Source organism: Streptomyces sp. NPDC006510, from assembly GCF_040611955.1.
Taxonomy (GTDB): domain Bacteria; phylum Actinomycetota; class Actinomycetes; order Streptomycetales; family Streptomycetaceae; genus Streptomyces.
The window spans coordinates 39,909-58,549 of the sequence record NZ_JBEXPH010000016.1; the positions used below are offsets into that span (position 1 = coordinate 39,909).

Genomic DNA, 18,641 nt, shown 5'->3' on the forward strand with positions numbered 1-18,641 from the left:
ACCTGGGGGCAGTCACCCCGGACGCCGGTCGAAGGGATGCTTATGCCTGAGCGGTACGACGTCATCACCATGGGGCGGATCGGTGTGGATCTCTACCCCCTGCAGACCGGTCTGCCACTGGCCCGGGTCGAGACCTTCGGGAAGTTCCTCGGCGGCTCACCCTCCAACGTCGCCGTCGCGGCGGCCCGGCTCGGCCGGCGGACGGCGCTGGTGACACGCACCGGCCGCGACGCCTTCGGGGAGTATCTCCACCACCAGTTGCGGGAGTTCGGGGTGGACGACCGGTGGGTGACGCCCGTCGACGCATATCCGACACCGGTCACCTTCTGCGAGATCTTCCCGCCCGACGACTTCCCCCTCTACTTCTACCGGCAGCCCAAGGCCCCCGACCTGGAGATCCACACCTCGGAACTGGACCTCGAAGCGATCCGGTCCGCCCGGGTCTTCTGGATGACCGGCACCGGGCTGTGCGCCGAACCGAGCCGCACCGCGACCCTCGCCGCACTGCGCGCCCGCGACCGCTCCGGCATCACCGTCTTCGACCTCGACTGGCGCCCGATGTTCTGGAACACCACGGAAGAACCCGCGTCCGGCTCCACCCCCACCGCCCGCTACCGCGAGGCCCTCGCCCTCGCCACCGTCGCCGTCGGCAACCTCGACGAGTGCGAGATCGCGACCGGCGAGCGCGAACCGCACGCCGCCGCCCGCGCCCTGATCGGCGCGGGCATCGAACTCGCCGTCGTCAAACAGGGCCCCGAGGGCGTGCTCGCCGTCCACCGCGACGGCGCGGTGGCCGAAGTGCCGCCGCTGCCCGTCGATGTCGTCAACGGCCTCGGTGCCGGTGACGCCTTCGGCGGGGCGCTCTGCCACGGGCTCCTCGCGGGCTGGGAGACCGGGCGCATCATGCGGTACGCCAACGCCGCGGGGGCCATCGTCGCCTCCCGGCTCGCCTGCTCGTCCGCGATGCCGTTCCCGTACGAGGTCGAAGCGGCCCTGACCGAAGGTGCCGTCACCTCCCGCCACACCGGAGCCACCCCATGACGCCCCCGGCCTCCTCCGTCTCCGAACTCGTCCAGCTGCGCATGCGCCACCCCGAGGCCGTCGCCGAAGCCGCCGCGCGACGCCGCAGACGCCCCCTCGTCGGCGACGGCGGACGGCTGATGATCATCGCGGCGGACCATCCGGCCCGCGGCTCCCTCGCCGTCGGCGACCGCGCACTGGCCATGGCCAACCGCTTCGAGCTGCTGGAACGGCTCCGCCTGGCCCTCTCCCGCCCCGGCGTCGACGGAGTGCTCGCCACCGCCGACATCCTCGACGACCTCTTGCTCCTCGGCGCGCTGGAGAACAAGGTCGTCATCGGCTCGATGAACCGCGGCGGACTCGCGGGCGCGGCCTTCGAACTCGACGACCGGTTCACCGGACACCGCCCCGAAGACCTCGCCCGCCTCCGCTTCGACGCGGGCAAACTGCTGCTCCGTATCGACTACGACGACCCCGGCTCGCTCGACACCATGCATGCCACCGCCCGCGCCATCGACGCCATGGCCGCGCACCGGCTGCCGGTCTTCGTCGAACCGTTCCTCTGCCGTCGCACCGACGGCCACGTCCGCAACGACCTCGGCGCGGAGGCGGTCACCACCTCGATCGCCATCGCGTCCGGGCTGGCCGGGACCTCCGCGTACACCTGGCTCAAGGTCCCCGTCACCGAGGACCCCGACGACATGGCCCGGGTGATGGAGGCGTCGACGCTGCCCGCGGTGCTGCTGGGCGGGGAGGTGGGCGACGACCTGGACGGGGCGTTCGAGAAGTGGCGCACCGCGCTGCGACTGCCCACCGTCCAGGGGCTGGTGGTGGGGCGTTCGCTGCTCTACCCGGCCGACGGAGAGGTGGCCGCGGCCGTCGACACGGCCGTTTCGCTGCTGGAGCCGAGAGGAACGGAACCGAGAGAGAGGGAGCCGGGAACATGACGACGGACGACGGCGGATCGCGGTGCCACCTGAAGGCCGGGAGCGCGGCGAGCGGCTCCTACACGCTCGACATCGACCCGGAGCGGGCCGGCTGGGACCGGTCGAGCCTGCGTGTCCTCGAACTCGCGCCCGGCGGAGTTCACACGCTCGTCACCGGGGAGAGCGAGTGGATCGTGCTGCCGTTGACCGGTGGCTGTACGGTGCACTCCTCAGGTGAGATCTTTGAACTGCTGGGCCGGGAAAGCGTGTTCAGCGGGGTATCCGACTTCGCGTATGTACCGCGTGACGCCCATGCACAGATCGCCTCCGGCGCTGGAGGCCGCTTCGCCCTGGCAGGAGCGAAGTGCGAGCGACGACTCCCCGCTCGCTACGGCCCCGCGCCGGAGGTACCCGTCGAGCTGCGCGGCGCCGGGAACTGCTCCCGGCAGGTCAACAACTTCGCCGCCGCCGACACCTTCGAGTGCGACCGGCTGATCGCCGTCGAGGTCCTCACCCCCGGCGGCAACTGGTCGTCCTACCCACCGCACAAGCACGACGAGCACCGCCCCGGTGCCGAGTCCGTGCTGGAGGAGATCTACTACTTCGAGGTGGAGCACGACGGCCTCGGCTACCACCGGGTGTCGCCGTCCCGGGACGGCGGTACGGACGTCCTCGCCGAGGTCCGCAGCGGCGACGCGGTCCTGATCCCCGACGGCTGGCACGGCCCGTCCATCGCCTCCCCCGGCCGCACCCTCTACTACCTCAATGTGATGGCGGGCCCGGGGGAGCAGCGGGAGTGGCTGATCAGCGACCACCCGGACCACGGCTGGATCCGCGACACCTGGCCCGCGCAGCCGGTGGACCCCAGACTCCCGTTCCACGCGACGGAGGAGCGCTCATGAGTACCCGCAGGCTCACCACCGCACAGGCCCTGGTGTCCTTCCTGTCCCGCCAGTACACCGAGCGCGACGGCCGACGGCAGCGCCTGATCAGCGCCACCTGGGGCATCTTCGGCCATGGCAACGTCGCCGGGGTCGGCCAGGCACTCGTCGAGTCCGGCCGTACGATGCCCTACCTCCAGGGCCGCAACGAACAGGCCATGGTGCACGCCGCCGTCGGCTACGCCCGCCAGTCGGGCCGGCTCTCCGCGCACGCCGTCACCACCTCCATCGGCCCCGGCGCCACCAACCTCGTCACCGGCGCCGCCCTCGCCACCGTCAACCACCTCCCCGTCCTCCTGCTGCCCGGCGACACCTTCGCGACCCGGCCCGCCGACCCCGTGCTCCAGCAGCTCGAAGTCCCGTCCGCGGGCGACATCTCCGTCAACGACTGCCTGCGCCCCGTCTCCCGCTACTTCGACCGGATCACCCGCCCCGAGGCCCTGGTCCCGGCCGCCCTCCAGGCCATGCGGACCCTGACCGACCCGGCGGAGACCGGTGCCGTGACCCTCGCGCTGCCGCAGGACGTGCAGGCCCAGGCGTACGACTGGCCGGAGGAGTTCTTCGCCGAGCGCGTCTGGTACGTACGCCGGCCCGCCCCCGATCCGTACGAACTCGACCGGGCGGTACGGGCGGTGCGCAGCGCCCGCAGGCCGCTGATCGTGGCGGGCGGCGGGGTCCACCACAGCGCGGCCGAGGAGACCCTCGCCGCGTTCGCCGCCGCCACCCGCATCCCCGTCGCCGCCACCCAGGCCGGCAAGGGCTCGCTGCGCCACGACCACCCCGCCGACGTCGGCGGCATCGGCCACACCGGCACGGCGACCGCCGACGAGCTGGCCCGCACCGCCGACCTGGTCATCGGCATCGGCACCCGCTACTCCGACTTCACCACCGCCTCCGGCACGCTCTTCTCGAACCCGGCGGTCCGCTTCCTCAACATCAACATCACCGGCTTCGACGCCCACAAGCTGGGCGCCCTCCCGCTCGTCGCCGACGCCCGCGCCGCGCTCGAAGCCCTCACCGCCGCGCTCGCCGCCCGCAACCACCGCGTCGACCCCGCCTACGAGACGGAGTACACCGACGCCAAGGAGAAGTGGGAGCAGCGCGTCACCGCCGCGTTCACCGCCGAGGACCCGCACGCCCGGCCCACCCAGGCCCAGGTCCTCGGCCTCCTCGACGCCCTCGTCACCGAGGACGACATCCTGATCAACGCGGCCGGTTCGCTCCCCGGCGACCTGCACAAACTCTGGCGGGCCCGCTCCCCGCACCAGTACCACGTGGAGTACGGCTACTCCTGCATGGGCTACGAGATCCCGGCCGCGATCGGCGTCCAGCTCGCCGCCCCCGGCCGTCCCGTCTGGGCGCTGGTCGGCGACGGCACCTATCTGATGAACCCCACCGAGATCGTCACCGCCGTGCAGCAGGAACTTCCCGTGAAGCTGGTCGTCCTCCAGAACCACGGCTACGCGTCCATCGGCGGCCTCTCCGAGCAGGTCGGCGCCGAGCGCCTGGGCACGGCCTACCGGCACCGGGCCGCGGACGGCACGTTCACCGGCCCGCCGCTCCCCGTCGATCTGGCGGCCAACGCCGGCTCGCTCGGGATGCGGGTGCTGCCTGCCAAGACGGTGCGTGACCTGCGCGAAGCCCTCGCCGAGGCGCGTGCCGCCGACCGTCCCACTTGTGTCTACGTCGAGACCGAAACGGCAGACACTGTGTCGGGCCCCCCTCCGGCGCAGGCGTGGTGGGATGTTCCCGTAGCCGAAACGGCCACCCGGCCGTCGGCCGTGAAAGCCCGGGAAGCGTACGACCGTCACGTCACCGACCGACGCCACCACCTCTGAAGGAGTTTTGTCATGAAGACCGTCAACCACTGGATCGGTGGCAAGACCGTCGAGGGCGCGTCGGGCAACTACGGCCCGGTCACCGACCCGGCCACCGGCGCCGTCACCACCCAGGTCGCGCTCGCCTCCCTCGAAGAGGTCGACGCCGCGGTCGCCGCCGCCAAGGACGCCTACGCCACGTGGGGCACGTCCTCGCTGGCCGCCCGCACCGCGGTCCTGTTCCGCTACCGGGCGCTGCTCGACGCCCACCGCGACGAGATCGCCGCGCTGATCACCGCCGAGCACGGCAAGGTGCACTCGGACGCGCTGGGCGAGGTCGCCCGCGGCCTGGAGATCGTCGAGCTGGCCTGCGGCATCACCACCCAGCTCAAGGGCGAGCTGTCCACCCAGGTCTCCAACCGGGTCGATGTCTCCTCGATCCGCCAGTCGCTCGGCGTCGTCGCGGGCATCACCCCGTTCAACTTCCCGGCCATGGTGCCGATGTGGATGTTCCCGCTCGCCATCGCCTGCGGAAACACCTTCGTGCTCAAGCCCAGCGAGAAGGACCCGTCGGCCGCGAACCTGCTGGCCGAGCTGGCCGCCGAGGCCGGCCTGCCGGACGGCGTGCTGAACGTCCTGCACGGTGACAAGGTCGCCGTCGACGGGCTGCTGAACCACCCGGACGTCGCCGCGGTCTCCTTCGTGGGCTCCACCCCGATCGCCCGCTACATCCACACCACCGCCTCCGCCAACGGCAAGCGCGTCCAGGCGCTCGGCGGTGCGAAGAACCACATGCTGGTGCTGCCGGACGCGGACCTCGACGCCGCGGCCGACGCCGCCGTCTCCGCCGCTTACGGCTCCGCCGGTGAGCGCTGCATGGCGATCTCCGCGGTCGTCGCGGTCGGCTCCATCGCCGACGAGCTCGTCGCGAAGATCAAGGAGCGCGCCGAGAAGATCAAGATCGGCCCCGGCAACGACCCGGCGTCCGAGATGGGCCCGCTGATCACCGCCGCCCACCGGGACAAGGTCGCCTCCTACGTCACGGGCGCCGCCGCCCAGGGCGCCGACGTCGTCCTGGACGGCACCGGCTACACCGTCGAGGGCTTCGAGGACGGCCACTGGATCGGCCTCTCCCTCCTCGACCACGTGTCCACCGACTCGGACGCGTACAAGGACGAGATCTTCGGCCCGGTGCTGTGCGTCCTGCGCACCGAGACGTACGAGGAGGGCGTCGCCCTCATGAACGCCTCGCCGTTCGGCAACGGCACCGCGATCTTCACCCGCGACGGCGGCGCCGCCCGCCGCTTCCAGCTGGAGATCGAGGCCGGCATGGTCGGCGTCAACGTGCCGATCCCGGTGCCGGTGGGCTACCACTCCTTCGGTGGCTGGAAGGACTCGCTCTTCGGCGACCACCACATCTACGGCAACGACGGCGTGCACTTCTACACCCGCGGCAAGGTCGTCACCACCCGCTGGCCGGACCCGGCCGACGCCCCGGCGGGCGTGGACCTGGGCTTCCCCCGCAACCACTGATCAGCGGCCCGGCCCGACGGCCCGTACGGATGCGCCCGCGTCCGTACGGGCCGTCGCCGTACGTCCTACAGCCGCCGCAGCCCCGCGTACTGGAGCGCGGCCATCGCCGCCACCGCCAGGCCCTGGAACACGATCCAGAAGTCGCCGACGCCCGTGGCGGTCAGCGCGTCCACCGCGACCATCACCACACCGGCCACGGCCCACGCCGTGTTCAGGGCGATGATGACGGCGACCGCGCCGCGGCCGATGTTCTCCTGGCGGGAGACGGCCAGCACCCACAGGGCGTACACCGTGAGGAACACCCCGACCGGGTAGAGCACCGAGCGGTCCACGCCGAGGAACGAGTCCAGGACCGTGGCGAGCACGAGATAGCCGATGCCGTTCGCCCCGGTGAGGAGCACGTCCGAGACGAGGGCGAACCGGAGCAGCCGGTCGGAACGGGCGGTGTCCGCCGACCGGACCGCGCTCGCGTTCTGGGACGACATCATGGGGGTCTTCCTTCCGTTGTCATGCAGTCGCGCAGGCAACGAAGAACCGCGTGCCTGTCCGGGAACGGTAGGGACGGGCACGGGGCCCACTCAATTACCTCCGGGGTAATCGAGCGGGCATCCCGGGCCCGTCAGCGGGCGGTGTCCGCAGTCTTCCCGGCACCGACCGCCTCGGCGAGCATCCGCTCCATCGGAACCGCGCCCACCCGCCCCGAGACCAGGAACGCGCACACCATCGTCGCCACCATGACCACCGTGCCGAGCCACACCATCGTCTCCACCGGCAGCGTGTACGCCCCCACGGCCCGCACCACGCACTCGCCCAGCAGCGCCGCACCCCACACCGCCGAGAACCGGATCTCCGCCCGCCGGAACGCCGCCGACCCGGCCGAGAGCCGCTGCCAGGCGGTGTCCTTGGCCGCGTCGCCCTTGACCAGCCAGGGCCGCACCCCCGCGGTCATCATCGGCTGCCCCTTCAGCGCGGTCACCAGGATGACGAGCCCGATGATGCTGCTCACCCCGCTGTCCTTGGCGAGCATCAGCCGCGGGTCCCCGACCGCCAGGCTCGTCAGCAGCCCGACCGCGTTGACCGTCACCATCAGCGCCGCCAGTCCGTTGAGCCGGCGCTCGCGCAGCACGCCCCACACGGTGCGCACGGCCGGCAGCACACTGCTCCAGGCCAGCGCGGCGAAGGTGCTCAGGCCCGCCGCCTTCAGCGCGTAGTACGAGACGAGCGGCACCCCCACATCCACCAGCAGCGGCATCAGGCTGTCCAGCAGGGCCCTGCGCGGCGCGAACGGGGCGGTGGCGGCCGGGGCATCTGCGACCGGGGCGGTGACGGTGGCGGCCGGGCTGGTCATGAGGGGTTCCTCTCCCGCTTCGGCGGGTGCCTTCGCGGCCCCGCTCTCGATACGTACAGACTGGCCGCCGGGACCCGGTGCCCGGCAGAGCCGCGTGTACCGGGCTCCGTATGACGAATGTCAGCCCCCGCCGGTGACACGTCCGCCCACCTGGACTTCGTTACGCCCGTAAACCGTTCGCCGCGCCCGGCGAACGGGTGTTCAGATGGGGGCCATGACCGCTCCGACCAGGCCGCCGTACGAGATCCGCGCCCAGCACACGGCCACCACCGTCACCGTCTACCAGGCGTACGCACCCTTCATCGGCCTTCCCGCCGTCCGTGACGGGCGCTTCCCCGACGCCTGGAAACGCGACCGCATGACATGGATCAAGCCGAGCTTCCTGTGGATGATGTACCGCTGCGGCTGGGCCATGAAGGAGGGTCAGGAGACCGTCCTGGCCGTCGAGATCACCCGTGAGGGCTTCGACTGGGCCCTGGAGAACGCCGAACTCTCGCACTATGTCAGGGGAGTCCACCCGGACCGCACCACCTGGCAGAAGAACCTGCGCCGCGCCCCGGCCCGCGTCCAGTGGGACCCCGAGCGCGACCTCCGCCTGGACCGGCTGCCGTACCGCTCCCTCCAGCTCGGGCTCTCCGGCGAGGCGTCACGGCGGTACGCGGACGAGTGGACGGTCTCCATCCGCGACGTCACCCCGCTCGCCCGGCAGATCCACGAACTGGTGCGGGCCGGGCGGCTCGACGAGGCGGCGGAACTCCTGCCGCGGGAGTCCCCGTACCCGCCGTCCGGCGCGGCGCTCGCGGCGGGGGCGACAGCCTGACCCGTGACCCGGGCAAAAGGGTTAATGCCCCATAAGGGATATACCTGGCGTTACGCTCCGCGCATGACCCACCATGCCATCCCCCTGGCGGCATCCGGCCTGAAGATCGACTGGGCCAGGATGCCGACGTACAACACGATCATGGCGGTGGCCGCCGGTGCCGGGCTGTTGCTCGTGGTGGCGCTGGGGCGTCAGCTCCTCACGTCCGGGCGCACCATCACCCCCGACGGCTGGGTGCTGGCGTTCGGGGCCGTCGGCTTCACTCTTGTCACCACCGGCCTCCATATGACCCTGACCTGGCCGCTCGCCGGACAGGGCTTCCCGTTCGACAACGTCATCTTCGGCGAGCCGGCCCTCGCCTTCGGCGTCTTTCTGCTGGCCGCTTCCTTCTACCTCTGGAAACGCGGCGCCGAACTCAACAGCGCCGACCGCATCGTCCGCACGGCCCGCGTCGCCTCACCCATCTCCGTCTTCGTGTTCGGCCTCGGGCTCGCCTGCTTCGGGATCGCCGCCGCGGGCTGGAAGTACACGCTCTTCGCCGCGCCGCCCGAGGAACCCGTCTCGGGCGAATTCGCGAAGTGGCCGATGGTGGAAGCGAGCTTCATGTCCGGGCTGTACGTCCTCGTGGGCATCGGCGCGCTCCTTTTCCCGTTCGCGCTGCACCGGCCCAGGAGCTGGATGGCTCCGGTCATCGGAGTCGTCTGGGGCCTGGCCGGACTGGTGTTCCTGGTCTTCGGAGGGCTCAACTACTTCACCCACATCGGCCTCGTCATCAACACCATGTGAGTCACTCAGGACCGCGGTGGACCCGGTCGGACGGCCGGGTCCACCCACCCCGTGACGGCAACCAACTCGCGCGCGATGTCCGTCACCTTCCGCCCGTCCGTCGCCACCCGGACCGTGTCCGCCGGTGAATGCTCGTCCAGGAGACGGGCCTTGCGGAGACTGTTCGCCACCTCGCGGTCCAGTTCCGAGCCGATCTCGCGTCCCGAGAGCCGGTCGTACGTCGTGGCATCGGAGGCGGTGAGCAGGATGCGGACGATCCGTACGTCCGCACCCATCGCACGCTCGAACATCGCCGCCGACTCCGGCAGCACGCTCACCGTGTTCGTGTAGATCAGGCGCCGGTAGCCGAGTTCCGCGAAGTTGGACCAGGCCGCCGTCAGATTGCGCTCGGTGATCCGCGCGCGGTGCGGATCGCCCTTCGGCGCCGGATGGACCTGTCCCATCAGATCGCCCTCCAGGACCGCGTGCGCCGCCTCGGCGGCCCTCAGTTGCGCCGAAACCTCCCAGGCCACGGTCGACTTGCCGACGCCCGCGCGCCCGCCGATGAGCAGTACCTCTGCGTGATTCATGTCGGCAGGGTGCCAGCCCACGTGGGCCCCCGCGATCCGATTACGCGGCCGTGTCGAACGCGCCCGCCCGAACGGCGTGGCATACCGCGCATGGAGTACGGCGGGGGAGTGCCGTACGCCGCAAGAAGGTCGGAGAGTTCCCCCTGGCGGCTGCCTGCGCACGGCGACTGTCGGCTTAGGGTCGTGAACCATGGAGACCCCTATTGCGCGTACGTCCCGGTGGCGGCGACTGCTGCCCCGCCCACGCGGCCGGTGGGCCGCGGGCCTCGCGGCGCTCGTCGTGCTGGCCGGTGCGGGCACCTGGACCGCGACTGCCGACGACGGCGGGCCCGCCGTGCAGCGCCAGGACCGGATGATGCGCATGGACGGCGTGTCCATCGACACCTCGTACTTCACCACCGGGGGCACGCAGCGCAGGCCGGCCGTGCTGATCGGGCACGGCTTCGGCGGCAGCAAGGACGATGTGCGGGCGCAGGCCGAGCAGTTGGCCGGTGCCGGGTACGCCGTGCTGACCTGGTCCGCCCGCGGCTTCGGGAAGTCGGGCGGGGAGATCGCGCTCAATGCCCCCGACCGCGAGGTCAAGGACGTGTCCCGGCTGATCGACTGGCTGGCGGACCGGCCCGAGGTGGAGCTCGACGTCGAGGGCGACCCCCGGGTCGGGGTCACCGGGGCCTCCTACGGCGGAGCCGTCTCGCTCCTCGCCGCCGGGTACGACAAGCGCGTCGATGCCGTCGCACCGCAGATCACCTACTGGAACCTGGCCGACGCCCTCTTCCCCGACGGGGTCTTCAAGAAGCTCTGGGCCGGAGTCTTCGTCACCACCGGGGGCGGCTGCCAGAAGTTCGAGAAGCAGCTCTGCGAGATGTACGAACGGGTCGCCGTCAGCGGAAAGCCGGACGCCGCCGCGCGTGCGCTGCTGACCGAACGTTCACCGAGCGCCGTCGCAGACCGGATCAAGGTGCCCGCGCTCATCGTGCAGGGACAGTCCGACTCCCTCTTCCCGCTCGGCCAGGCCGACGCCATGGCCCGGGCCATCAGCGGCAACGGCGCACCGGTCGCCGTCGACTGGATCGCCGGCGGACACGACGGCGGCGACCTGGAGACCGACCGGGTGCACCGGCGGATCGGCGGATGGTTCGACCGGTACCTCAAGGACGACAAGGGCGCCGACACCGGCCCCGGCTTCCGCGTCACCCGGACCGGAGGTATCGACTCCACCGACGGGGCCGCCCTGCTGCGCGGGGCGAGCAGCGATACGTACCCGGGGCTGGACAACGGCACGGAGGGCGTCGACCTGGGCCGGGACACGAAGACGTTCCGCAACCCCGCCGGGGCCGGCCCGCCCGCCATCTCCGCCGTCCCCGGAGTCGGCGGCGGCCTCGCCCAGCTCTCGTCCCTCGGCGTCGGGCTCTCGATCGACTTCCCCGGACAGTACGCCCGCTTCGACTCGGCCCCGCTGGACGAACCGCTGAGCGTCACCGGCTCGCCGGCCGTCCGGGTCGACGTCGAGGCGAAGCGGGGCGACGCGGTGCTGTTCGGCAAGGTGTACGACGTGTCGCCGGACGGCAAGCAGCAGCTGCTGCCCTCCCAGCTCGTCGCACCCTTCCGGATCACCCCGGACCGGCAGGGCAAGGAGATCCGGCTGACCCTCCCCGCCATCGACCACCGGTTCGACGCGGGACACCGGCTCCGCCTCGTCCTCTCCGCCACCGACCTCGGCTACGCCTCACCGGCCGAGCCGACGACGTACACCGTGACCCCGGCCGGTCCGCTGACCGTCCCCACCGCGCCCGCGCTGAAGACCGCACCGGCCACCCTGCCCTGGTGGACCTGGGGACTCCCGGGCGCCGCCGTCCTGATCGCCGCCGTGCTGCTGCTCACCGCCCGCCGCCGCACCGCGACGCCCGCACCCGATCCGGCACTGGCCGACGTACCCCTCCAGGTCACCGGCCTGGCCAAGAAGTACGCCAGGTCCACCGACCGGTACGCCGTGAAGGACCTCTCCTTCCGGGTCGAGAAGGGACAGGTGCTCGGCCTCCTCGGACCCAACGGCGCGGGCAAGACCACGACCCTGCGCATGCTGATGGGGCTCATCACCCCCGACGACGGCGAGATCCGGGTCTTCGGGCAGGCCATCCGGCCGGGCGCACCCGTGCTGTCACGGGTCGGCTCGTTCGTCGAGGGCGCCGGTTTCCTGCCGCACCTGTCCGGGCGCGCCAACCTGGAGCTGTACTGGCAGGCCACCGGGCGCCCCGCCGAGGACGCGCACATGGAGGAGGCCCTGGAGATCGCCGGGCTCGGCGACGCCCTGGCCCGCGCCGTCCGTACGTACTCGCAGGGCATGCGGCAGCGGCTCGCCATCGCCCAGGCCATGCTCGGCCTGCCGGACCTGCTCATCCTCGACGAACCGACCAACGGCCTCGACCCGCCCCAGATCCGCGAGATGCGTGACGTGATGATCCGTTACGCGGCCGGGGGCCGGACCGTCATCGTCTCCAGCCACCTGCTCTCCGAGGTCGAACAGTCCTGTACCCACCTCGTGGTCATGGACCGCGGCCGGCTCGTCCAGGCGGGCCCGGTCGCCGAGATCACCGGCTCCGGCGACATGCTGCTCGTCACCACCGCGCAGGAGGTCACCGAACCGCTCGCGGAGAAGATCGCCGCGCTCGCGGGCATCGGCTCGGCGGTCCGCACCGACGACGGACTCGGGCTGCTGGTGCGGCTCGACGGCGCCACCCCGTCCGGGCTGATCGCCGAACTGGTCAAACTGGACGTGCCGTTGACCGGTGTCGGACCGCACCGCCGCCTGGAGGACGCGTTCCTCACCCTGATCTCCGGAGGCTCCGCATGAGTGCCGCAGTCGATCTCACCGGGACCGCCGAAGCCCCCGGCTACCGGGCCCGGCACACCCTGCCGCTGCGCGTCGAGGCGGTACGCCAGCTGCGCAGGCGCCGCACCCTGATCATGGGCGGGGTGCTGGCCGCGCTGCCGTTCGTCCTGATCGTCGCGTTCGCGATCGGCGGCACCCCGGACTCGCGGGGCGGCGGCAGCGACCGGATCACCCTGATGGACACCGCGACCGCGTCGGCCGCGAACTTCGCCGCGACCTGCCTGTTCGTCTCCGCCGGGTTCCTGCTGGTCATCCCGGTCGCGCTGTTCTGCGGGGACACCGTCGCCTCCGAGGCCGGCTGGTCGTCGCTGCGCTATCTGCTGGCGGCGCCCGTGCCGCGGGCCAGGCTGCTGTGGAGCAAGCTCGTCGTGGCGCTCGGCTTCAGCCTGGCCGCGATGGTGCTGCTGCCGCTCGTCGCACTGGCCGCGGGAGCCGCCGCGTACGGCTGGGGGCCGCTCCGGCTGCCCACCGGAGGAGCGCTCGCCGCCTCGGAGACCGTGCCGCGGCTCGCGCTCGTCGTCGCGTTCGTCTTCGTGTCCCAACTGGTCACCGCCGGGCTGGCGTTCTGGCTGTCCACGAAGACGGACGCACCGCTGGGCGCGGTCGGCGGCGCGGTCGGGCTGACCATCGTCGGCAATGTGCTGGACGCCGTCACCGCGCTCGGGACCTGGCGCGAATTCCTGCCCGCGCACTGGCAGTTCGCCTGGGCGGACGCGCTCCAGCCGGATCTGGAATGGGCCGGTATGGCCAAGGGGGCGGCGATCTCGGTGACGTATGCCCTGATCCTGTTCGCTCTCGCCTTCCGGGGGTTCAGTCGTAAGGACATCGTGTCCTGAGCCAGGGTTCCGGCCTGTTGCCGCATCGAGATCCATCCGCAATGTCCTCGTCGGCTCCTCGGCGCCGTCTCGCACGTCACATTCACAAGTGCTGATACGACGACGTTGGGGGCAGGCGATGGAACGCCGGACAGGCGAGTGCGCGAGGCGGTACGGGCTGACATGGCGGGGGGCACTCGGTGCGCTGCTGGCGGGCGGGGTGCTGCTCACCGGGTGCTCGGGCACGGCGAGCGAGAACAAGGCCACCAGCGACAGCCGGGGCGGCGGCCCGCTCCCGGCTCCCGCAGCCGCCGCGTCGGGCGGCGCCGCCGACAGCGACGGCGCGCAGAAGCAGGACGGGCTGCGGGAGTCCGCACCGCCCGACTACCTGTCCACCTTCGCCCTGGACGTCGACACCGCCTCGTACGGCTACGCGCGCCGCACCCTCGGCGACGGCGGCCTGCCGGATCCGTCCACCGTGCGGCCCGAGGAGTTCGTCAACAGCTTCCGCCAGGGCTACCGGCGCCCGGACGGCAACGGATTCACCGTGAACGTCGACGGGGCCCGCGCCGGGGGCAAGGCCGACGACTGGTCGCTGGTGCGGGTGGGCCTGGCCACCCGGGCCGCCCCCGACCGTGACGAACGCCCGCCCGCCGCGCTCACCTTCGTCGTCGACATCTCCGGCTCGATGGCCGAGGCGGGCCGCCTGGACCTGGTGAAGAAGTCCCTGGACATCCTCACCGACGAACTCCGCGACGACGACTCGGTCTCCCTGGTCACCTTCAGCGACGAGGCCGAGACCCTGCTGCCGATGACCCGGCTGCGGGACCACCGGGGCAGGATCCGCGACCGGGTCGACTCCATGGAACCCACCGACTCCACCAATGTGGAAGCCGGCATCCGGACCGGGTACGACGAGGCGGTCGACGGCCGCGTCGAGGGCGCCAACAACCGGGTCGTCCTGCTCTCCGACGCCCTCGCCAACACCGGCGAGACGGACGCGGAGGCCATCCTGGAACGTATCGGCTCCGCCCGCCGCGACCACGGCATCACCCTCTTCGGGGTCGGCGTCGGCAGCGACTACGGCGACGCGTTCATGGAGCAGCTCACCAACAGGGGCGACGGCCACACCACGTACATCGCCGACGAGGACCAGGCCCGCAAGGTCTTCGTCGACCAGTTGCCCGCACACCTCGAACTGACGGCCCGCGACGCCAAGGCCCAGGTCGCCTTCGACCGGGACACCGTCAAGCAGTTCAAGCTCATCGGGTACGAGGACCGCAAGGTCGCCGACGAGGACTTCCGCAACGACCGCGTGGACGGCGGCGAGGTCGGCCCCGGGCACACGGTGACCGCGCTCTACGCCGTACGTCTCCGGGCGGGCGCCTTTGGCCATGTGGCGACGGCGACCGTGCGCTGGCTGGACCCCAGGACCCGGGCACCGCACGAGCAGCAGGGCACGGTCGGGACGGACGCGATCGACGGCCCGCTGTGGGGCAATGACAGCAAGCGCCTCCAAGTGACCGCGGTGGCCGCCTACTTCGCCGAGGAACTGCGCGGCGAACAGCTGCCCGGCGCGCCCGGCCTCGGCGAACTCTCCTCGCACGCGAGGAAGCTGGCCGCCGAGACCGAGGACGAGTCGGTCCGGAAGCTGGCGACCGCGATCGGCCAGGCCGACCGGCTCAGGGGCGGCGCGGGCGACGGCGGTTCCGATGGAGCGCGGGAGGGCGAACTGGACTGAACGGGAAGGGCAGTTATTAGTACAGGGATGGCGACATGATGTCCCTCATGTCGTCCTCCCTGTCCTCCCTGTTCCTGGCGCTCGCCCTGATCACGACGGGCCTCTACGCCGGATTCATGCTGACGTTCCTGATCGCGATCATGCCCGGCATCGCGGCACTGCCCGACGAGCGGTTCACGGCGGCCATGCGCCGCTTCAACGAAAAGGTGCCGGGACCGGCCTTCCTGGTCCTCTTCCTCGGTGTGATCGCCTTCCCGGCCGTCGTGGCCCTCGGCGGCGACGGCGGCCGGGGCCGGGTGCTCGCCGTCGCGGCGCTGGTCTGTGCGGTCGCCGGCCACCTGATCACGATCGCCGGCAACATCCCGCTGAACAAGGCGCTCGCGGAATCCGAGGGAGGCGACGACAGCGCGGCCCGCGCGGCGTTCGAGTCCCCCTGGAACAGGCTCCACCGCATCCGGACGGTCCTGACCCTCGCCGCGTTCGCCCTGCTGGCCGTGGTCGGGGCGGAGTTCTAGGGCCCTCCGGATGGTGCGCATCCTGCTGTTCAACTCCGGCCACGGCGACCGGATTTCGTCGCCCGGAGTTCGCCTGCCGTTCGGGTGGAGGAGCTGTAACGGTCGCTCCGGGGAGGCAACCGTCGCGCGCCGCCGCCGGTCTGAGACTGCGCAGCGCCGGTGCTCCACCGACGCACCGCACTGTCCACCCGAACCTTCCGAAACCTAACGAAGGAGTCCACGTGGCATCCCGTGCCCTAGGAACCACCGTGGTCCTCGCCATCACCGTGGCGACCGCCGTGATCACCTTCCCCACCGCCCAGGCGTCGACGCCCGACCGCGCCACGACTTCGGTGTCGGCGTCCGCGAGCGAGGCCGTGCCCGCGCCGGCCCCACGACGCGACGACTTCAACGGGGACGGCTACCCGGACCTGGCGTTCACCGCGCCCGGTGCCACCGTCGACGGCAGGACGAAGGCCGGGTACGTGGGTGTGGTCTACGGCTCCAAGAACGGGCCGCAGACCTCCACCAAGCAGGTCTTCACCCAGAACTCACCCGGAATACCGGACTCCGCCGAGACCGGCGACGCGTTCGGCAGCTCGATGGTCTCCGCCGACCTCGACAAGGACGGATACAGCGACCTCGTGGTCGGCGCGGGCGGCGAGAGCAACGGCACGTCCAAGCAGGCCGGTTCGCTCACCGTCATCTGGGGCGGCAAGCAGGGGCTGTCCGGCGGCGCGACCCTCCTGACCGGCGACGAGCAGTACGACGGGATCGGCTCCAAGGCCGCCGTCGGCGACTTCGACGGCGACGGCGCCATGGACATCGTCACCCTCGAAATGAGCAACATCCATGTCCTGTCCGGCCCGTTCAAGCGCGACGGCAGCGCGGCGGCCCCCGTCCGGGAGATCCGCGACATGGACGATCTGCGCTACATGGACGTCACCGCGGGTGACTTCAACGGCGACGGCCGCGACGACCTGGCCGGCGTCGTCCACGACGGCGACGAGTACGACGCCCGGCGCATCCTGATCCGTAACGGCGGTGCCACCGGTCTCACCGAGGACTACACCACCGTCAACCGGCCCAACGGCTACCGCCTCCAGGGCGGCGAGACCATCACGGCCGGGCACATCAACGGCGACAAGTACGCCGACCTCGTCGTGGGCCGCACGGTCGAGGGCTACGACAGCGATCTGGACTATCCGCTCGCCCTGGGCGGCATGATCACCTACGTACCGGGCAGCGCCACCGGCCCGCGCGGCGACCGGGCCAAGGTATTCAACCAGGACAGCGCCGGTGTCCCCGGTGCCGCCGAAGTGCACGACGGATTCGGCGCGTCGCTGTCGATCGGCGACATGAACGGCGACGGCTACGGTGACATCGCCGTCGGCGTCCCCCAGGAGGACATCGGCACGAAGAAGGACGCGGGCTCGGTCCTGATCCTCCCCGGTACCGCGTCCGGCCCGACCGGGACCGGCACGGTGGGCTTCAACCAGGACACGGCGGACGTCCCCGGCGCGGCCGAGGCCGGCGACCTGTTCGGCGGCGCCGCCAGGCTGGTCGACGCCAACCGCGACGGCCGCAGCGAACTGGCCGTCGGCGCCCCCGGCGAGAACGGCAACGCCGGCTCCCTGTGGGTCTTCCCGACCACGGCGGCGGGCCCGACGGCCAAGGGCTCGTTCACCTTCGGCCACGGAACGCTGGGCACCGTGGGGACGGCCGCGACGCTGGGATCGTCCTTCAACCGCTGACCCCGCGGCCCGGCCCCGGGGGTGGGGCCGGCCCTACCCCCGGGACTCGGGCAGCACGGATGTTCCCGCCCGGGGCCGCCTTCTACGGTGAGGCCATGACCCGAACGAGCGGCCCCGGCACCGGCACCGGCACGGGCCCCGGCACCGTGTGGCAGGCCCTGCCGTCGCCCCGCTATCCGCTGTCCTCCTGGCCCTGGCGGTCGGCCGGTTACCTGATCAGCGGCGCCCTGACCGGCGCGGTCGTCCTGGTGGTGACCGTGACCGGTGCGGTCGTGGGCGCCGCGCTCTCCGTCGTACTGATCGGACTGCTGCTGCTCGCCCTCCTGGCCCTGACCGGAATTCCGGTGGCGGCCCTGGAGCGACGCAGGCTCGGCCTGATGGGCCCCGCCCCGGTCCTGGACCCGCACCGCAGGCCGGCCGAACCGGGGCTGCGGAGCTGGGCGGCATGCCGGCTGCGGGAACGGGCGACCTGGTGGGAGCTCGGGTACGCGCTGCTGTTCGCCGTGGTCCTGTGGCCGCTCGACGCCCTGGCGGTGGCCGTCTGCGCGGCCGCACCGCTGGCGATGCTGAGCACCCCCGTACTGATGGAGGTCTACGGGGACGGCACGGAGTTCCGCGTGGTGAAGCTGTGGACGGTCACGACCCGGCCCGAAGCCTTCGCGACGGCGGCGGGCGGACTCGTACTCCTGCTGCTCGGCTGCTACGTCCTGGGCACGCTGGCCGGAGCGCGGGCGGAACTGACCCGCCTGCTGCTCACCCCCGGACCGGCGGAGCCGGACGAACGGGTCATGGAACTGGCCCGCTCCCGGGTCCGGCTGGTCGACGCCTTCGAGGCCGAGCGCCGCCGCATCGAACGCGATCTGCACGACGGCGCCCAACAGCGCATCGTGGCCCTCACGATGATGCTCGGCCTGGCCCGGCTGGACGCCCCGCCGGGCCCCCTCGCCGACCAACTGGCCAGGGCCCACGAGGAGGCGGGCAAGGCACTCGCCGACCACGCGCTACAGGTCCACCTGGCCCTCACCATGCACCGAACGGCGAGGTAGGCCGCGGCGCCGGCCCGGCGCCGAGCACCCGGGCGAAACCGTCCCCGGCCGCCCCACCAGCCCGCCCACCAAGCCTTACGCCGCCACTACGGCACGCTCGCCGGCGTGCCCCCGACCAAGGAAAAAGGCCCTCCTGGTCGG

General features: G+C 71.9%; 16 protein-coding genes. 13 read left to right on the top strand and 3 right to left on the bottom strand.

Translation table 11 applies throughout. The annotated features are described in order from the left end of the window. Positions 1-42 precede the first annotated feature (42 nt). The 5 genes from iolC to mmsA are packed head-to-tail and all read left to right on the top strand — an operon-like array spanning position 43 to position 6,237. Complete coding sequence (gene iolC / locus ABZY11_RS08030) at positions 43-1,041, top strand: 5-dehydro-2-deoxygluconokinase (protein ID WP_356478316.1); 999 nt, start codon at positions 43-45, stop codon at positions 1,039-1,041. Beyond that, a complete protein-coding gene (locus ABZY11_RS08035) occupies positions 1,038-1,967 on the top strand; it encodes a deoxyribose-phosphate aldolase (RefSeq protein ID WP_356478317.1) in 930 nt (309 codons plus the stop codon). Before iolC ends, ABZY11_RS08035 begins: the two co-directional genes overlap by 4 nt. Then, the gene (gene iolB, locus ABZY11_RS08040; protein ID WP_356478318.1) at positions 1,964-2,848 is read left to right on the top strand and encodes a 5-deoxy-glucuronate isomerase; all 885 of its coding nucleotides are present in this window, start codon (positions 1,964-1,966) and stop codon (positions 2,846-2,848) included. Before ABZY11_RS08035 ends, iolB begins: the two co-directional genes overlap by 4 nt. Then, complete coding sequence (gene iolD, locus ABZY11_RS08045) at positions 2,845-4,725, top strand: 3D-(3,5/4)-trihydroxycyclohexane-1,2-dione acylhydrolase (decyclizing) (RefSeq protein ID WP_356478319.1); 1,881 nt, start codon at positions 2,845-2,847, stop codon at positions 4,723-4,725. Before iolB ends, iolD begins: the two co-directional genes overlap by 4 nt. A 12-nt stretch (positions 4,726-4,737) precedes the next feature. Then, positions 4,738-6,237 carry a CoA-acylating methylmalonate-semialdehyde dehydrogenase gene (gene mmsA, locus ABZY11_RS08050; RefSeq protein ID WP_356478320.1) on the top strand — a complete coding sequence of 500 codons (1,500 nt, stop codon included), beginning with the start codon at positions 4,738-4,740 and terminating at the stop codon, positions 6,235-6,237. 65 nt (positions 6,238-6,302) lie between these two features. Here the strand turns inward: mmsA and ABZY11_RS08055 are convergent, their stop codons facing one another. Then, positions 6,303-6,725, bottom strand: coding sequence for a hypothetical protein (locus tag ABZY11_RS08055; protein WP_356478321.1), 423 nt, complete (start codon positions 6,723-6,725; stop codon positions 6,303-6,305). A 131-nt stretch (positions 6,726-6,856) separates the two neighbouring features. Beyond that, a complete protein-coding gene (locus ABZY11_RS08060) occupies positions 6,857-7,585 on the bottom strand; it encodes a VC0807 family protein (RefSeq protein ID WP_356478322.1) in 729 nt (242 codons plus the stop codon). Between the two features lie 214 nt (positions 7,586-7,799). Between ABZY11_RS08060 and ABZY11_RS08065 the strand changes: the two genes are divergently transcribed. Together ABZY11_RS08065 and ABZY11_RS08070 are read left to right on the top strand one after the other, a co-directional pair. Then, on the top strand, positions 7,800-8,405 hold the full coding sequence (locus ABZY11_RS08065; protein WP_356478323.1) for a DUF4291 domain-containing protein: 606 nt from the start codon (positions 7,800-7,802) through the stop codon (positions 8,403-8,405). Positions 8,406-8,468: 63 nt separating this feature from the next. Next, entirely contained in the window at positions 8,469-9,191 is a 723-nt protein-coding gene (locus ABZY11_RS08070; RefSeq protein ID WP_356478324.1) for a DUF981 domain-containing protein, read from the top strand. Between the two features lie 5 nt (positions 9,192-9,196). On the opposite strand, the gene ABZY11_RS08075 is transcribed toward ABZY11_RS08070, so the two are convergent. After that, entirely contained in the window at positions 9,197-9,760 is a 564-nt protein-coding gene (locus tag ABZY11_RS08075; RefSeq protein ID WP_356478325.1) for a hypothetical protein, read from the bottom strand. Between the two features lie 190 nt (positions 9,761-9,950). Here ABZY11_RS08075 and ABZY11_RS08080 point away from each other — a divergent pair, with 190 nt between their 5' ends. The 6 genes from ABZY11_RS08080 to ABZY11_RS08105 all read left to right on the top strand — a co-directional run bounded on the left by ABZY11_RS08080 (position 9,951) and on the right by ABZY11_RS08105 (position 18,500). Further along, a complete protein-coding gene (locus tag ABZY11_RS08080; protein WP_356478326.1) occupies positions 9,951-12,611 on the top strand; it encodes an alpha/beta fold hydrolase in 2,661 nt (886 codons plus the stop codon). Then, positions 12,608-13,486, top strand: a complete 879-nt coding sequence (locus tag ABZY11_RS08085) for an ABC transporter permease (RefSeq protein ID WP_356478327.1) — start codon at positions 12,608-12,610, stop codon at positions 13,484-13,486. The genes ABZY11_RS08080 and ABZY11_RS08085 overlap by 4 nt, the downstream gene beginning before the upstream one ends. A gap of 118 nt (positions 13,487-13,604) precedes the next feature. Next, positions 13,605-15,206, top strand: coding sequence for a von Willebrand factor type A domain-containing protein (locus tag ABZY11_RS08090; protein WP_356478328.1), 1,602 nt, complete (start codon positions 13,605-13,607; stop codon positions 15,204-15,206). Between the two features lie 47 nt (positions 15,207-15,253). Beyond that, the gene (locus ABZY11_RS08095; RefSeq protein WP_356478329.1) at positions 15,254-15,721 is read left to right on the top strand and encodes a DUF1772 domain-containing protein; all 468 of its coding nucleotides are present in this window, start codon (positions 15,254-15,256) and stop codon (positions 15,719-15,721) included. Between the two features lie 221 nt (positions 15,722-15,942). Next, positions 15,943-17,454, top strand: coding sequence for an FG-GAP-like repeat-containing protein (locus tag ABZY11_RS08100; protein ID WP_356478330.1), 1,512 nt, complete (start codon positions 15,943-15,945; stop codon positions 17,452-17,454). Between the two features lie 95 nt (positions 17,455-17,549). Beyond that, positions 17,550-18,500 (top strand): sensor domain-containing protein, encoded by a 951-nt coding sequence (locus ABZY11_RS08105; RefSeq protein ID WP_356478331.1) that lies wholly within the window; start codon positions 17,550-17,552, stop codon positions 18,498-18,500. The last annotated feature ends 141 nt before the right edge of the window (positions 18,501-18,641 follow it).

What these genes read in the sequence shown, in the direction of transcription:
- iolC (WP_356478316.1), top strand. Translation starts at nt 43, where the DNA reads ATGCCTGAGCGGTACGACGTCATCACCATGGGGCGGATCGGTGTGGAT.
- ABZY11_RS08035 (WP_356478317.1), top strand. Translation starts at nt 1,038, where the DNA reads ATGACGCCCCCGGCCTCCTCCGTCTCCGAACTCGTCCAGCTGCGCATG.
- iolB (WP_356478318.1), top strand. Translation starts at nt 1,964, where the DNA reads ATGACGACGGACGACGGCGGATCGCGGTGCCACCTGAAGGCCGGGAGC.
- iolD (WP_356478319.1), top strand. Translation starts at nt 2,845, where the DNA reads ATGAGTACCCGCAGGCTCACCACCGCACAGGCCCTGGTGTCCTTCCTG.
- mmsA (WP_356478320.1), top strand. Translation starts at nt 4,738, where the DNA reads ATGAAGACCGTCAACCACTGGATCGGTGGCAAGACCGTCGAGGGCGCG.
- ABZY11_RS08055 (WP_356478321.1), bottom strand. Translation starts at nt 6,725, where the DNA reads ATGATGTCGTCCCAGAACGCGAGCGCGGTCCGGTCGGCGGACACCGCC.
- ABZY11_RS08060 (WP_356478322.1), bottom strand. Translation starts at nt 7,585, where the DNA reads ATGACCAGCCCGGCCGCCACCGTCACCGCCCCGGTCGCAGATGCCCCG.
- ABZY11_RS08065 (WP_356478323.1), top strand. Translation starts at nt 7,800, where the DNA reads ATGACCGCTCCGACCAGGCCGCCGTACGAGATCCGCGCCCAGCACACG.
- ABZY11_RS08070 (WP_356478324.1), top strand. Translation starts at nt 8,469, where the DNA reads ATGACCCACCATGCCATCCCCCTGGCGGCATCCGGCCTGAAGATCGAC.
- ABZY11_RS08075 (WP_356478325.1), bottom strand. Translation starts at nt 9,760, where the DNA reads ATGAATCACGCAGAGGTACTGCTCATCGGCGGGCGCGCGGGCGTCGGC.
- ABZY11_RS08080 (WP_356478326.1), top strand. Translation starts at nt 9,951, where the DNA reads ATGGAGACCCCTATTGCGCGTACGTCCCGGTGGCGGCGACTGCTGCCC.
- ABZY11_RS08085 (WP_356478327.1), top strand. Translation starts at nt 12,608, where the DNA reads ATGAGTGCCGCAGTCGATCTCACCGGGACCGCCGAAGCCCCCGGCTAC.
- ABZY11_RS08090 (WP_356478328.1), top strand. Translation starts at nt 13,605, where the DNA reads ATGGAACGCCGGACAGGCGAGTGCGCGAGGCGGTACGGGCTGACATGG.
- ABZY11_RS08095 (WP_356478329.1), top strand. Translation starts at nt 15,254, where the DNA reads ATGTCGTCCTCCCTGTCCTCCCTGTTCCTGGCGCTCGCCCTGATCACG.
- ABZY11_RS08105 (WP_356478331.1), top strand. Translation starts at nt 17,550, where the DNA reads ATGACCCGAACGAGCGGCCCCGGCACCGGCACCGGCACGGGCCCCGGC.